Here is a 15,664-nt window from a genome sequence, read left to right as displayed (position 1 = left end):
CTGTGAATTATATTCCTTTCTTAAACCGATTTTTCAATCAGCGCATTTACTATTTCCTGTCATTTTTAGTGCTAGGAACTACAATGTTTGTATCATGTAAAACCGAAGCGGACTTTAAACCTTATGATCTTAAGACCGAATATCTAAAAGATCCTATCGGCTTAGATGCGGCTGCACCAAGATTTTCTTGGAAGATTGACGCCGATAGCGAATACCGACAAAAAGAGTTTAAAATTTTAGTAGGAAATGACTCGGTTGAGGTGGCTCAGGGAACCGGAGCTGTTTGGGAACACGCTTCCCCAGAAGCGATAAATCTGGTTGAATTTAAAGGAAAGGAGCTAACACCATTTACCGAATATTTCTGGAAGGTCGTTACCACAGATAATGCAGGTGCTTCCAGCAGTTCTGAAGTTGCACAGTTTGAAACCGGAATGATGCAAACCGAAAACTGGCAAGGCCATTGGATCACTGACACCAACAGTATTGAAGTAAAGCAGGCGCCTTATTTTAGAAGAGCGATCACGCTAGAAAAAGAGGTTAGCAAAGCGACAGCATACATTACCGCAGCAGGATTATTTGAGTTTTACATCAACGGCAACAAAATAGGTGATCATTTTATGGATCCTGTTTATACGCGTTTTGATAAACGCAACGCGTATGTCACTTTTGACGTTTCTGATGCGGTTAAAGAATCTAGTGAATTGGCCTTAGGCGTACTTTTAGGTAACGGTTGGTACAATCACCAATCAACTGCAGTATGGAATTTTGACAAGGCCGGTTGGCGCAATAGGCCGCGATTTTTACTCAATTTGAAAGTTACCTATACCGATGGTACTTCAGAGGTAATCGCTACAGATGCCGATTGGAAAACGAGTTTAGGACAAGAGGTTTTTAATAGTATCTACACGGCGGAGCATATAGATGCGCGTTTAAATCAGTCAGGATGGAACACCATCAATTTTGACGACAGCGCTTGGACGCCCGCTCAGGTTGTAGAAGCACCGTCAAAAAATATTGTCGCCCAGGCAATGCAGCCCGTACGTTTGGTAGATACCATAACTCCGGTAAGTATTATGAAACTGGCAGATACCAGTTATGTGTTTGACCTTGGTCGTAATATTTCGGGGATTACGCAGTTGAAAGTGCGTGGTGATGCAGGTACGGTTTTTCAAGTGACGCACGCTGAACAGTTAGACAGTTTAGGCGATGTAGACCTTTCAAACATCAATGTGCATTACAGACCGCACGACGATTCTGATCCTTTTCAAACCGATATTTATACTTTAGCCGGAACCGGAGATGAAGTATTTCAGCCTAAATTCAATTATAAAGGCTTTCAATATGTACGTGTTACAAGTAACGAACCGGTTAATCTTTTCATAGAGAATCTCACTGGATATTTTGCACATAGTGATGTGGAGCAAGTAGGTGAAATAAAGAGCTCAAACGAGGTGCTTAATAAAATCTGGGAAGCTACAAATGCAGCTTATTTATCTAATCTTTTTGGGTATCCAACTGACTGTCCGCAGCGGGAGAAAAACGGCTGGACGGGAGATGCGCACATCAATACTGAGACCGGACTATACAATTTTGATGGAATAACGATTTATGAGAAATGGTTGGTAGACCATCGCGATGAGCAGCAACCTAACGGTGTTTTGCCTTCTATTATTCCTACTTGGGGCTGGGGCTATGATTGGGGTAATGGCCCAGACTGGACAAGTACGATCGCAATTATTCCTTGGGAATTATACCAGTTTTATGGAGATGATCGCGCGCTTCGAAAAAATTATGAGGCGATAAAAAAATATGTAGATCATATTACCGAAACTGAAAATGAGGATGGTTTGACCACTTGGGGATTAGGTGATTGGGTTCCGGTAAAATCGGTAACGCCTAAAGAATTTACTTCTTCCGTTTATTACTTTGTTGATGCGAGCATTTTAGCAAAGACCGCAAAACTTTTAGGAAATGACGCAGACGCCAAAACCTATGCAGATTTGGCAACAAAAGTACGGTCTGCGATCAATAAAAAGTATTTGAATACCGATACTGGAATTTATGGGAGCGGTTTACAAACTGAATTGAGCAGCGCCTTATATTTTGATGTGGTACCGGAGCATCTAAGAAGTAAAGTGGCTGAAAATTTAGCAAAACGTGTTCTTGCCGATGATAAACACATTGATGTAGGTCTTTTAGGAACGAAGACTATTTTAGGAGCCTTGAGTGAAAACGGATATGCAGACCTTGCTTACGAGGTGGCTTCGCAAGAAACCTATCCGTCTTGGGGCTGGTGGATCAAAAACGGAGCAACTACTTTGTATGAAAATTGGGATATTGATGCTGCGTCAGACATTTCTAGAAATCATATCATGTTTGGTGCCATTGGTGCGTGGATGTATAAAGGTCTAGGCGGAATTCTACCAGATGAACAAGCTCCCGGATTCAAGAATATTATTCTAAAACCCAATTTTGTGAAAGGGCTTGAACAGTTCAAAGCATTGCATAAAAGTCCGTACGGGAATATTGTTTCTTCTTGGGAGCGAGAAGGAAATCTTGTGAGTTATACCGTTGAAATTCCAACGAATAGTACAGCTTCTTTTAATCTGAAATATTTTAATGAAGTAATGCAAGAAGGGAAAGTATTGAAGCCGGAATTATTAACATTAAGCTCCGGAACCCATCATTTTCAAATCAAGCTCTAAAATTTAATTTTTGATTTAAAAGAAAACATTTAGATTTACAAAAGTAAAACGTTTTAGTGAAATCGATATCGAGATCGTTTTCGCTGAAAGCTCAACAAAAACTCCGAGTATAAAATTTTTCAGAATCATTTTACTACAACGATTGTGTAGTGCCAGATTTTAGAAAGGTCTGATTTAAATAGTTTAAGAATGAATAAAACACAAGCAGCTCCGGTTGTACCTAAAAAATTATTACTTCCTTTTATTTTAGTTACCTCATTATTTGCCCTCTGGGGATTTGCCAACGCGGTCACAGACCCCATGGTACAGGCCTTTAAAAAAGTATTGGAGTTGTCCAACTCGCAAGCCGCCTGGGTACAGATGGCTTTTTATGGAGGATATTTTTGCATGGCGCTTCCGGCCGCTTTATTTGTACGTAAGTTTTCGTATAAATCTGGAGTTCTGGTTGGTCTCACGCTCTACGCCGGCGGCGCCTTATTGTTTTATCCTGCTGCAACTACCGGGCTTTTCTGGTTTTTTTGCTTGGGCTTATACATCCTGACTTTTGGTCTGGCATTTCTAGAGACCACGGCAAACCCATACATTATGGCAATGGGAGATCAGAAATCGGCAACACAGCGTTTAAATTTGGCGCAAGCCTTCAACCCTGTCGGGCTCATCGTAGGTTTGCTGGTTGCGAAGTTTTTTGTCTTAGATCTCTTGAAATCTGATGATGTAGAGAATTTTTCGGCATTGCCCGAAGCGCAAAAGCTACTTATAAAATCTGCTGATCTTATGGTGATCCGCAATCCTTATGTGATCTTGGGGCTTGTGGTTCTGGCTATTCTAGTGCTTATCGCCGTAAATAAAATGCCGCAGGCAAAAGGAGACGGCAGCATCCCAAGTATAAAAGATACCTTCAGCGAACTTTTTAAAAATAAGAAATATGCTCTAGGTGTGTTTTCCTTGGTGCTGTATATGGGTGCGCAAATAGGCTGCTGGACGTATATTTATCAATATGCTGAGGCTAAAGGGATATCCAGTTCTACCGCGGCAAATTATCAGTTGGTAGCCTTTATTTTATTTACTGTAGGTCGTGCGATAGGTACTTATATGCTAAAGTTTATGAGCTCAGGAAAATTGTTGTTTTGCTTTTCGGGGCTAGGAGGTTTATTTGCCTTAGGCGCGGTAATTCTTGAAGGCCACGCCGGCTTGTATAGTTTGGTTTTAGTATCGCTTTTCCTTTCGGTAATGTTCCCAACAATTTACGGGATTGCTTTAGAAGGCTTAAAGGAGGATCAAGCAAAAATAGGCGCAGCCGGACTCGTGATGGCTATTGTAGGTGGTGCTTTATTACCAAAACTTCAAGGAATGATCATAGACTTTGGGGGCGTAGGAGTAAACGATATTACCGTTTTAGGGCTTTCTGAAATGAATCTTTCGTTCCTGCTTCCTGTTTCGTGTTTTACGATTATCGCGATCTACGGAATATGGATTCATAGAAAACATAACATTGCCGAAACGCTTTAATCCCTCGAAAACCTAACTTTAAGATCTATTACTGAAGCTTTTTTGATGAAAAAATATATTCCGCTATTTCTTACGTTATTGTTGGCTTTTACAAGTGCTGCGCAACAACAATTAACAGATTATGTCAATGTGTTTTTAGGTACGAGCGGCGATCACGGGCAACTTTCTCCATCGGCGACCACGCCGTTTAATATGATGAATTTAGGTCCGCAAACCAATCCGCATCAGCATACGGGCTATGAATATTACGCAAAGCAGTTTGACGGTTTTACCCATACCCGAATGGAAGGAGTGGGCTGCACGGGAAGCGGAGGAAATCTGCTTATTAAACCTATTCTAAATGCTGAAGTAGAGACCCAGCTTATAAAAAAAACGCAGGATGCAGTTCCCGGTTTTTACCATGTGAATTTTGAAAACGGAATCGACGCCAAACTCACCATAGCACAAAATTTAGGAATGCACCAGTACACGTTTCCGAATGCGAATAGCGGTTTGTACATAGACCTTTCTTTTGCACTGAGTAATCGTTTTGTTGCTGAAACACACGAGATACGCCGAAACCTGATCTCGGGATATATTGACACCAAAACCACTTGCCACGCCGGAACCTACCGCATTTATTATGCGATTAAATTACCGGAAGAAGCTCAAATTCAGAACGTAGGGGAGCACCAATTGATGGTAAAAGGCTTGGGAAAATCAGCAGCAGTTCAAGTTGGTTTTTCTTCAGTAAATGAAGGTTATGCCAAAAAACGCATTACTTCAGATGATTTTGAAACATTAAAAGAAAGCGCTTCCGCAAGTTGGAATGCTTATTTGAACACTATTGAAGTTAATGGTGAAAAGGATCGCATGGAATTATTCTATTCCTTAATGTATAGAACCGCGCAATCTCCGTTTTTAGTTTCCGAAGAAGACGGCACGTTTAGAGCGACAGATGGTTCTGTGCAAAATGAGGAGTATAAAGTCTATAACGGTTGGGCGATTTGGGATAATTACCGCGAGCAGTTGCCGCTTTTATCTTTAATTAAGCCTAAAACCTATCAAAATATCACAACCAGTATTGCTAATTTGTACCGCTTCGGTAAAAAGAATTGGGCAACAGAACACGAGACTTCACCTACGGTACGTACAGAACATGCGATGGTAGTGCTACTCGATGCGTATAAAAAAGGTTATAAGGTCGATTTTGAAGTTATCAAGGATTCTTTGCTTTATGAAGCAGATCATTTAGATTTTGCTGCTCCGGACAAAGCTTTAGAATCGTCTTACGATCTCTGGGCGATGAGTGAAATTCTCAAAGCGACAGGAGATTCCAGAGCGGGTAAAACGTTTCTAGATAAAGCTTTAGATTATAAAGCCTATTGGGATAAAGATTTTAAAGATCTGTCAAAAAATGATGTAGATCGAATGCAAGCACGCGGTTTGTATCAAGGGACCATTTGGCAATACCGCTGGTTTGTGCCTTGGGATGTGAACGGATTGCAAGATTTAACGGGTGGTGCAGAGGCCTTTGAAGGTCAACTGGATCAGTTTTTTGAAGAGTTTAATTACAATCACGCCAACCAGCCTGATTTGCAAGTTCCGGGATTGTACAATGCCACAAGTCAGCCTTGGAAATCACAAAAGCTTTTTAGAGAAATTCTTTTAGACACTGTGGTGCAAACCTATTTTAACGACAACAGCAAAGGGATAGATCCTTATGTGGGCCGCATTTATCAGAATAAGCCCAAAGCTTATTTACGCACGATGGATGATGATGCGGGGACGATGTCTTCGTGGTTTGTGCTGCACAGTATGGGGCTTTCAGTGGCTAATGTAGGTAGTCCGGTTTATTATTTAACAGCACCAATTTTTAAAGAAGTGAATCTTAATCTTGCCACAGGGAAGACCTTTAAAATTTCAGTCAGGAATTATAACAAAGAGCATTTTTACGTGAAATCGGCAACCTTTAATGGAAAACCTTTAAATCGAAACTGGCTCACTCACGAAGAATTGACTTCCGGTGGTGACTTGATCATTGAAACAGCAGATACGCCCAATAAAGATTGGGGAACCAAAAATACTTTTATTACAAAAGTTGAATTAAACTAGTGTGTATGTATAGCGAGGCTTTTTATTGAAGTCTCGCTATTTTTTTGATGGTTTGCTATAACGATTGCGTATATTTAAGCGTATTATGAACATTTAATCGACAAATAGGATTTATGAATAGACATCTCTACAAAGGCGCAGCATTTTTTGTGCTTGCAAGCTTACTGATCACGGGCTGTAAAAAAGAATCAGATCAAGAACCGTGGCAAGACCTGTTTGATGGTACTTCGCTTAATGGTTGGGAACAACTTAACGGCAAAGCAGCGTATCGTATAGAAGGTGAGGAAATCGTGGGTACCACCGTAGCCAATACACCGAATTCGTTTTTAACGACTACCGAAGATTATGGCGATTTCATTTTAGAGTTTGATTATAAGGTAGATCCCTCAATGAATTCAGGTGTGCAAATACGCAGCCTAAGCGATCCTAATTATAAAAAGGGGAGAGTTCACGGGTATCAGGTAGAGATTGATCCTTCTGACCGGGCTTGGAGTGCCGGTATTTATGACGAGGCGCGCAAAGGCTGGTTGTATTCGTTAGAAAATAACCCTAAAGCGCAGCAGGCTTTCAAACAAAATGAATGGAATCATTACCGTGTGGAAGCATTGGGTGATACGCTCAAAACTTGGATCAATGGGGTTGAAGCGGCGCATCTGGTAGATGATCAGACCGCTTCAGGATTTATTGCATTGCAAGTTCACGCGATAGGTGCTGAAGATGAACCGGGGAAAGAAATACGATGGAAAAATCTAAAGATCATTTCAGAGAATCCCCGAGAATACAGTAAGCAGATGCGCTTGCCTGCTTTCAATACTAAAAATAATCTGACACAAGCAGAAGCAGCATCTGGTTGGCAACTGCTATGGGATGGAAAAACCACAAAAGGTTGGAAAGGAGCAAAACTTGAAACTTTTCCGGAGCAAGGGTGGCAGATCGAAGACGGCACGCTCACGGTTATGGAAAGTGGTGGCGGAGAGTCTGAAGCCGGTGGAGATATTGTAACCACGCAGAAGTACGAAGATTTTGAACTGAAAGTGGATTTTAAAATTACCGAAGGTGCTAACAGCGGAATCAAATATTATGTAGATACAGACCTGAATAAAGGTGAAGGTTCTTCGATAGGCTTAGAATATCAGATTCTGGATGATGCACGGCATCCTGATGCCAAATTAGGCAATCACGAAGGTAGTCGCACGTTAGCTTCGTTATATGATTTGATTCAGGCTGATCCTAATAAACCGGTAAACCCTATTGGCTCTTGGAATACTGCACGCATTGTGAGTAAAGATGGTAAGGTTTCGCATTGGCTTAATGATGAAAAAGTGTTGGAGTACGATCGCAGTACAGATGCTTTTCTTCAATTAGTTCAAGAAAGTAAATACAAAGACTGGCCGGGATTTGGGACCTTAGAGCGCGGCAATATTTTACTACAAGACCACGGAAATCGCGTTTCCTTCAAGAATATCAAAATCAAAGAACTTTAATATGACCACACGTAGATCGTTTATCAATAAATCAATTTTAGGCGGAACCGCGCTGGCGCTAAGCAATACCACAATGGGAATGGCTGCTAGTAGTTATCGCAATATCATAGGAGCTAATGATCGGCTAAATGTCGCGGTCGCGGGATTAGGCAGACGTTTGGGAGCCTATTATGCACCCATCGCCCGCAAAGAATCTAACGTACGCCTACTGTATCTCTGCGATGTGATGGAAAAAAGTCGTCTCAATGCACTAAAGAATTTTAAAGAACATATTGATTACACACCGGTATTAGAAAATGATATTCGCAAAGTTATTGAAGATAAGGATGTAGATATTCTTGTAAATGCAACTCCAGATCACTGGCACACTCCAGGTTCTGTTATGGCATTAAAAGCGGGCAAACACGTGTATGTTGAAAAACCGTGTAGCCATAATATGAATGAAAACGAACTCTTGGTTGCGGCGGCAAAAAAGTTTGATAAACGCGTGCAAATGGGTAATCAACAGCGCTCGTCGTTGCACACTATAGAGATCATAGATCAGATTCACAAAGGGGTGATTGGCGATGTTTATAAAGCAGTAGCTTTTTATTCCAATACGCGTGGAGAAACACCAGTACAGCAGCAGGCGGCTGTACCCACCGGATTAGATTGGGAGCTTTGGCAAGGTCCGGCTCCACGTAGAGCGTACACGAGTGAAACCTGGGATTACAACTGGCACTGGTATGGCTGGAATTACGGTACCGCAGAAACCGGAAACAATGCGACGCACGAACTAGATATTGCCCGATGGGCATTAGGCGTTGAATTTCCTAACTATGCTGAAGTGCAAGCCGAAAAACGCCATTTCGAAAATGACGGTTGGGAAATGTATGATACGATGTATGCCACGTTCAAATTTGATGATGATAAAGTGATCAATTGGGACGGAAAAAGCCGCAACGGGTACAACACGTATGGCCGCGGTCGTGGTACCCTAATTTTTGGTACCGAAGGTTCGGTTTTGGTAGATCGTTCTAATTATGTGCTTATGGATCGCAGCGGAAAAGTGATCAAACAAAGTGAAGAAACTGCAGAAAGCGGACTCGCACTTGGCGGTGGGGGTGACTCTTCCACAGCGCATATGGTCAACTTTTTTGAAGCGATTCGCGGTAAAGAAACTTTAAAAGCGCCTATTGAAGATGCTTCGGTAAGTATGGCGATGGTACATTATGCAAATATGGCGTATCGCGTAGGGCACGGTTTTGATATCGATGCTAAATCAGGTCGCATCTATGATCGGGAAGCGATGCAACTTTGGGGACGCGAGTACGCACCTAATTGGGAACCTAAAATTTAAGAGACTATGAAACGTAGAGATTTTGTGATCAAAAGCAGTCTGGCAGCAGCGGCGATTTCTTCTGCTAGTCCGGGGTTTGCTTACATCAATAAATATGTAGGTTCAAGTGCACCAATACGCATTGGTGTGATAGGAACCGGCGATCGCGGTGGCGGTTTAATTTCGGTGATGAATGGTATTGAAGGGATTGAAGTAGCTGCTTGCTGTGATGTTATTCCGTTTCGATTATCTAACGGAATGAAACGCGCCGGAGATTCAGCAAAAGCCTATACTGATTATCGAAAATTGCTGGAAGATAAAAGTATTGATGCGGTTTTGGTGGCGACTCCGTTCAGCACACATGCGCAGATAGAACTTGATGCGCTTGCCGCCGGAAAGCACGTGTATGGTGAAAAAACAATGGCAATGGGCTATGATGCCGTGTTGGATGTTGTTGATGCCGCTCAGGGAAATTTAGTCTTTCAAACTGGCCATCAGTACCACAGTTCACGTTTGTATACGCACGTGGTTGATTTGATTAAAGATGGAAAAATTGGCGAGATCACTGCTTTTGAATGTCAATGGAACCGAAGCGGAAACTGGCGAAGACCCGTCCCCGAACCCGAACTGGAGCGTATGATCAATTGGCGCATGTACCGGGAATATTCTGGCGGATTGACTGCAGAATTATGTTCGCATCAGATCGATTTTACCAATTGGGTTCTGGGAGAAACACCCTCGCAGGTTTTTGGTACCGGCGGTATTGATTACTGGAAAGACGGCAGAGAAACCTTTGATAATGTACATCATTTATTTTCGTATCCCAGTGGAGTAGAGGCGACCTTTACTTGTTTAACGACCAATGCCAAAGACGATTATCAGATCAAGGTAATGGGCGACAAGGGAACCATTATTTTAGATTATGTCAATGGCTGGTTTTATCCTGAAGGAAATTATACTAAGAAGCGGGCTGAGGTTGATGGTGTAGCAGGCGCCACAATACCTTGGGAAGCCGGAAAGGGAATTCCTTTTGAGTTTAGCCACGCAGATCCTAGCAAGCAGGCTTTAATGGATTTTAGAGATGCGATCAAAAATAACAGCAAACCCATTTCAGACTTAAAAACAGGAGCCAATACCGCAATCTGTGTGCAAATGGCTATTGACTCGATGCTCACCAATGAAGTCGTTAAATGGAACCCGAAGCATTCAATTTAAACTTTATAATTTAATGGGAGTGCGCATTATATGGGCACGGCGTAGTCGTGTTTTATAACACCCATTACAAAGGTACTATGTGCACTCCCAATATTTTTTATAGAACCTAGGTCATTCAGTACAAAATCCTGATAGTGTTTCATATCCCGCACCATGACTTTCAATCTGAAGTCGTAATTCCCCGAAATATTATAACATTCACTAACGTACTTAGACGCCATAATATCTTGCACAAATTGATGGCCAATTTCTTTAGTATGTTCTTTGATCGTGATGTCACAAAAAACAATCAGCCCTTTACCCACTTTTTCGGCTTCAACGAGCGCGACGTATTTCTTGATAATTCCTTCCCTTTCTAAACGTCTTATGCGTTCGTAAACAGGAGTGGGAGATAAGTTTACATGTCGTGCAATTTCCTTTGTGGTTAATTTTCCGCTTTGCTGAAGCAATTCTAATAGCTTCAAATCGATCTGGTCTAATTCTGACATAGATAAATTTTCTATTTGTGTGTCCATTTTACGCCGCTAAAAGACGATTTGTCTTTTATAGTAGTTTGTGTAGTTATTGTATCTAAATATCGATTCAAACTTAAATAATAAATCTTTTATTTTGAGATTTGTAAGAGATAAAAACTGCAAAATGAGCCTCGAGTAGTTTTTTAGATAAATAATTAAAGAATATACCCAAGGGCTTGCCTCAATATAGTTTTAATACAAAAACAACAAACCAAAAGAAGCCATGACTAACACTCAGGATACCATTAAAGACGATTTTGAATTTACGGTAAAGCGTATTTATTTCGACGAAGACTATGTGCCTTCTAGCAGTACACGTACTACAACTAATTTTGCAAATTTGGCAAGAGGAGCGAGGCGTCAGGAAAATCTGCGAAACACCCTTAGAATGATCAACAATCGTTTTAATTCATTGGCAAACTGGGACAATCCTGATCAAGACCGTTATAAGGTTGAGTTGGAAATTGTTTCTGTGGATCTTGATATGCACGATAGCAGAGCAACATTTCCTGCGATCGAAGTTTTAAAAACGCACATATTGGATCATAAAACAGGTAAGCGTATCGAAGGGATTGTAGGCAATAACTTTTCTTCCTACGTACGGGATTATGATTTTAGTGTTTTGCTTACGGAACATAACAAAGGTAAAGCTGATTTTAGTATTCCGGATGATTTTGGAAGCTTGCACGGCACGATCTTTAAGCGTTTTGTTTCCTCAGAAACCTATAAGAAGCATTTTGCTAAACCACCTGTGATTTGTTTGAGTGTTTCGCACAATAAAACCTACCAGCGTACAGGCAATCACCATCCTATTCTTGGGTATGAATATCAAGTGAATGAAGCTTCTTTAACCGAATCCTATTTCAAAAAAATGGGCTTGCAAGTACGGTATTTTATGCCGCGACACAGCGTAGCGCCGCTCACCTTTTACTTTTTTGGGGATCTACTTACAGAGTATACCAATCTTGAATTAATAAGTACCATCAGTACGATGGAAACTTTTCAAAAAATTTATAGACCTGAAATTTACAATGCCAATTCGGTGGCGGGATCTTGCTTTAAACCCAGTTTAAAAAACCCAGATCATTCGCTCACCAAGATTGAATATGACCGGGAAGAACGCAGTCAGCTAGCCATTGAACAAGGAAAATTCACCGAAGAGCATTTTATAAAACCGTATAAGCATGTGCTGAAGCAGTGGTCTGCAAATTACGCACACTAATCAATTCAACTAACTACTTCATTATGAAAAATATATTACCAACATCAACCGTTGGAAGTTTACCTAAACCTGCCTGGCTTGCGCCACCCGAAAAACTTTGGTCTCCCTGGAAATTAGAAGGTGATCAATTACTAGAGGGCAAACAAGATGCCTTGCGTATTTCATTACAAGAGCAGCATTCTTCAGGAATTGATATTATTAGTGATGGCGAGCAAACACGCCAGCATTTTGTTACCACTTTTATAGAACATTTGAGTGGAGTAGATTTTAAAAATCGAAAGACGGTAAAAATCCGTGACCGGTACGAAGCCAGTGTTCCGGTTGTTGTGGATGAGGTGGCGCGGCAAAAAGCAGTATTTGTTGAAGATGCTCAGTTTCTACGCAAACAGACCAATCAACCTATAAAATGGGCACTTCCAGGGCCTATGACAATGGTCGACACTTTGTACGATGATCATTATAAAAGCCGTGAAAAATTAGCTTGGGAATTTGCCAAAGCACTTAATGAGGAAGCCAAAGCGCTACAAGAAGCAGGAGTAGATATTATTCAGTTTGATGAGCCGGCGTTTAATGTGTTTTTTGATGATGTGAATGATTGGGGGATGGCGGCATTAGAACGTGCCATCGAAGGATTACACTGTGAGACCGCAATACATATTTGTTATGGCTACGGTATAAAAGCGAATAATGATTGGAAGAAAACTTTAGGTTCAGAATGGCGGCAATACGAAGAAATATTTCCGAAAATTCAAACCTCGAATATTGACATTGTATCTTTAGAATGCCATAATTCACACGTGCCACTTGAGCTCATGGAACTTATTCGCGGTAAGAAAGTAATGGTCGGGGCTATAGATGTAGCCACGAATACCATAGAAACGCCAGAAGAAGTAGCCCAAACGCTGCTTAAAGCACTTGAGTTTGTAGCTATTGAAAATCTGTATCCGTCAACCAACTGCGGAATGGCGCCGCTATCACGTGAAGTTGCCCGCGGAAAGTTAAGTGCCTTAAGTGCCGGAGCAGCACTTGTACGCAACGAACTTGGGTTTTAATACCAAACGCTTAGAACAAAAAAACCTCCTGTTTTAGGAGGTTTTTATGGATTTATAGTACGTTTTAGGTAAGTAAATTCCCGTCGTCATCCCACTCGGCGGTGACGCCACGCTGACTTTGATCAACGCATTTTGCGATCCACTCGGGATCGTAGCTTACGCCGTGTTTCTGCAAAACTTCTTCAGGAACGCCATCCCAAATATTGGGTTGATTACCCTTGTAGTCCAGATCTTTGATTCCCATTTCTGAAGTATAATACCCCGTCATCGTCAGGTTACGCATCAAGCTAAAAAACTGTACCTGTACCGGTTGTTCCCAGCCGGGTTTTTCGGGATCAGGAAAAGCGATCGTATCTAAAATAGCTTTCTGATTTTCTTCCGAAGTACTTTTAAATTCAGTGTCGTATTCTAAATTAGAAGTATGGTCTAGCCACATCAAACCACCGCGTATGGGCGTTTGTAAATAGGGCATATCTTTGACAATAAATTCAAGAAACTCGGGCACGCCGGCATCGGTAGCGCTTCCATATTCCTCATTTGCAGGTAAGATAAGCGCGCATAATACATTCAATGTGTCCATCTCGTGTTCTCTAAAAAACTGCTCTGATTGTAGCTTTTCAATCAGTTCGAGTTCTTCAGGAGTACGCCCAAAATAATCTTCAGCAGCTTTCGCGATTTCAACTTCTTTTTCGCCCAGATTAGGATCACATCCTGTGAGTAAAAGTCCGGTTCCTAACGAACCTAAAAACATCGATTTTAAACTATCTCTTCTATCCATGATTTAGATGTTTTGCTGTTTTAGTTGTTCAATTATATAATCTGAAGCTCTCCACGAAAGCGCTAAAATGGTCCAAGTAGGGTTTTTATCAGCCTGAGAAACAAACGGTCCCGCATCTACAATAAAAACATTCTCTACGTCGTGCAACTGCTGAAACTCATTGACTACAGAAGTTTTAGGATCGCTTCCCATACGGGTGGTTCCCACCTCGTGAATGATTCGGCCCGGATTTTCGAGACCGTAATTTGATTCTTTTGAAGGAGCATCTTGAAGCATCGTACCGCCCATATTATGCACAATTTCTTCAAAAGTATCGTTCATGTGTTTGGCTTGATTCACTTCATATTCAGACCATTTATAATTGAAACGCAACACCGGAATACCAAACTCATCAACTGTGGTTGGGTCGATTTCGCAATAATTATCTTTCATCGCGATAGACTCTCCACGACCGGCCATACCAATGGTAGAACCATAATATTTTTTTATATCTGCGCGTAAACTGTTTCCGTAGCCGCCCACTTTTTGATTGAAGAAACGGTTAAGGTCATTGGGGTTAAACCCGAAACCGTAGCTCGGCATTCCTAGACCACCCCAAACTTCAATATGATAACCTCGAGGAAAATTCAACTTTTTATTGTCGCCCCACCATGGTGTATAGACGTGCATTCCGCCAACGCCATCTTCATTATAGGTATCGCGATTCATCAAGTCTGGAATGAACGCAGATCTACTCGCACCGGTAGAATCGTGCAGATAACGGCCCACCATATCGCTGCTATTTCCTAATCCGTTAGGGTGTTGCACACTCTTAGAATTCAATAAAATACGGGCCGAACTACACGCCGAAGCGGCAAGCACGACAATGCGGCCTTTCAGTTTATATTCTTTACGATCATCTTTACTGATGTAAGAAACTCCGGTAGCTTTTCCTTCATCATTTGTAGTCACTTCGCGCACCATTGCATTGACAAAGAGGTCTACTTGACCACCGTTTTTTTGTGCCGGAAAGATCAAACAAGTCCCTGCAGAAAAATCGGCATATACCGCACAGGCACGAGAACATTGCCCACAATAAAAGCAAATACCGCGATCGTCGTTGAGCTTTTTGGTAAGCATAGACATTCGCGAAGGAATCACAGGAATATTAGATTTTCGAGCTCCCTTGATGTAAAAAAGTTCGTGCAATCTGGGTTTTGGTGGAGGTAAGAAAAAACCATCAGGCTCGTTCTCAATATTCTCTTTGGTACCAAAAACCCCAATTAGCTTATCTACTTTATCATAATAAGGTTTTACATCCTCGTATCCTATGGGCCAATCGTCGCCGTGACCATCATAGCTTTTATGCTTAAAATCGCGTTCCCCAAAACGCAAAGAAATACGCCCCCAGTGATTGGTGCGACCGCCTAGCATTCTAGATCTAAACCAGTCAAATTGAGTTCCGTCTTTTTGAGTGTAAGGTTCACCTTCTATTTCCCAACTTCCATAGGCGCTGTCAAAATCTCCAAAAGGTCGTCTATTTGAGGCACCACGTCTTGGAGATTCATAAGGCCATTTGAGTTGCGTACGTTGTTTAGGGTCTGCAGGATCAAAATGAGGACCTGCTTCTACAACCGCTACTTTGAGTCCGGCATCTGCCAAAACTTTTGTTGCCATCCCACCGCCGGCTCCAGAGCCTACGATGATGACATCATACATTTTTGAAGATTCTTGTATTTGCATAGGATAGGTTTAATGTGCTTTAAATTATTTCTAAAAATATGGCGTATAAA

11 protein-coding genes are annotated in these 15,664 nt (G+C 41.5%); 8 read left to right on the top strand and 3 right to left on the bottom strand.

Translation table 11 applies throughout. From position 1 onward, the window contains the following. Positions 1-2 precede the first annotated feature (2 nt). The 6 genes from HCN54_RS10280 to HCN54_RS10255 all read left to right on the top strand — a co-directional run bounded on the left by HCN54_RS10280 (position 3) and on the right by HCN54_RS10255 (position 10,325). Positions 3-2,705, top strand: coding sequence for an alpha-L-rhamnosidase (locus HCN54_RS10280; protein WP_240924858.1), 2,703 nt, complete (start codon positions 3-5; stop codon positions 2,703-2,705). Positions 2,706-2,894: 189 nt separating this feature from the next. Then, complete coding sequence (gene fucP, locus HCN54_RS10275) at positions 2,895-4,214, top strand: L-fucose:H+ symporter permease (RefSeq protein WP_167597724.1); 1,320 nt, start codon at positions 2,895-2,897, stop codon at positions 4,212-4,214. Positions 4,215-4,259: 45 nt separating this feature from the next. After that, positions 4,260-6,308: a glycoside hydrolase domain-containing protein gene (locus HCN54_RS10270; protein WP_167597723.1), complete on the top strand. Its 2,049-nt coding sequence runs from the start codon at positions 4,260-4,262 to the stop codon at positions 6,306-6,308. 113 nt (positions 6,309-6,421) lie between these two features. Next, positions 6,422-7,792, top strand: coding sequence for a DUF1080 domain-containing protein (locus HCN54_RS10265; RefSeq protein WP_167597722.1), 1,371 nt, complete (start codon positions 6,422-6,424; stop codon positions 7,790-7,792). Position 7,793: 1 nt separating this feature from the next. Then, positions 7,794-9,131 carry a Gfo/Idh/MocA family protein gene (locus HCN54_RS10260; protein ID WP_167597721.1) on the top strand — a complete coding sequence of 446 codons (1,338 nt, stop codon included), beginning with the start codon at positions 7,794-7,796 and terminating at the stop codon, positions 9,129-9,131. 6 nt (positions 9,132-9,137) lie between these two features. Beyond that, a complete protein-coding gene (locus tag HCN54_RS10255; protein ID WP_167597720.1) occupies positions 9,138-10,325 on the top strand; it encodes a Gfo/Idh/MocA family protein in 1,188 nt (395 codons plus the stop codon). Positions 10,326-10,351: 26 nt separating this feature from the next. Here the strand turns inward: HCN54_RS10255 and HCN54_RS10250 are convergent, their stop codons facing one another. Further along, positions 10,352-10,813, bottom strand: coding sequence for an Lrp/AsnC family transcriptional regulator (locus HCN54_RS10250; protein WP_167597719.1), 462 nt, complete (start codon positions 10,811-10,813; stop codon positions 10,352-10,354). Between the two features lie 250 nt (positions 10,814-11,063). On the opposite strand from HCN54_RS10250, the gene HCN54_RS10245 reads away from it, so the two are divergent. Together HCN54_RS10245 and HCN54_RS10240 are read left to right on the top strand one after the other, a co-directional pair. Further along, a complete protein-coding gene (locus HCN54_RS10245; protein ID WP_205881684.1) occupies positions 11,064-12,062 on the top strand; it encodes a DUF1852 domain-containing protein in 999 nt (332 codons plus the stop codon). A gap of 23 nt (positions 12,063-12,085) precedes the next feature. Next, entirely contained in the window at positions 12,086-13,114 is a 1,029-nt protein-coding gene (locus tag HCN54_RS10240; protein ID WP_167597718.1) for a methionine synthase, read from the top strand. A 64-nt stretch (positions 13,115-13,178) separates the two neighbouring features. On the opposite strand, the gene HCN54_RS10235 is transcribed toward HCN54_RS10240, so the two are convergent. Then, entirely contained in the window at positions 13,179-13,892 is a 714-nt protein-coding gene (locus HCN54_RS10235; protein WP_167597717.1) for a gluconate 2-dehydrogenase subunit 3 family protein, read from the bottom strand. Between the two features lie 3 nt (positions 13,893-13,895). Continuing rightward, on the bottom strand, positions 13,896-15,614 hold the full coding sequence (locus HCN54_RS10230; protein ID WP_167597716.1) for a GMC family oxidoreductase: 1,719 nt from the start codon (positions 15,612-15,614) through the stop codon (positions 13,896-13,898). Between the last annotated feature and the right edge of the window lie 50 nt (positions 15,615-15,664).

Source organism: Leeuwenhoekiella sp. ZYFB001 (assembly GCF_011784865.1).
Lineage (GTDB): Bacteria > Bacteroidota > Bacteroidia > Flavobacteriales > Flavobacteriaceae > Leeuwenhoekiella > Leeuwenhoekiella palythoae.
This window is presented reverse-complemented; position numbering and strand designations above follow the sequence as displayed.

Bases quoted from the DNA above. Each gene is read 5' to 3' on its own strand.
- fucP (WP_167597724.1), top strand. From the start codon at position 2,895: ATGAATAAAACACAAGCAGCTCCGGTTGTACCTAAAAAATTATTACTT.
- HCN54_RS10270 (WP_167597723.1), top strand. From the start codon at position 4,260: ATGAAAAAATATATTCCGCTATTTCTTACGTTATTGTTGGCTTTTACA.
- HCN54_RS10265 (WP_167597722.1), top strand. From the start codon at position 6,422: ATGAATAGACATCTCTACAAAGGCGCAGCATTTTTTGTGCTTGCAAGC.
- HCN54_RS10260 (WP_167597721.1), top strand. From the start codon at position 7,794: ATGACCACACGTAGATCGTTTATCAATAAATCAATTTTAGGCGGAACC.
- HCN54_RS10255 (WP_167597720.1), top strand. From the start codon at position 9,138: ATGAAACGTAGAGATTTTGTGATCAAAAGCAGTCTGGCAGCAGCGGCG.
- HCN54_RS10250 (WP_167597719.1), bottom strand. From the start codon at position 10,813: ATGTCAGAATTAGACCAGATCGATTTGAAGCTATTAGAATTGCTTCAG.
- HCN54_RS10245 (WP_205881684.1), top strand. From the start codon at position 11,064: ATGACTAACACTCAGGATACCATTAAAGACGATTTTGAATTTACGGTA.
- HCN54_RS10240 (WP_167597718.1), top strand. From the start codon at position 12,086: ATGAAAAATATATTACCAACATCAACCGTTGGAAGTTTACCTAAACCT.
- HCN54_RS10235 (WP_167597717.1), bottom strand. From the start codon at position 13,892: ATGGATAGAAGAGATAGTTTAAAATCGATGTTTTTAGGTTCGTTAGGA.
- HCN54_RS10230 (WP_167597716.1), bottom strand. From the start codon at position 15,614: ATGCAAATACAAGAATCTTCAAAAATGTATGATGTCATCATCGTAGGC.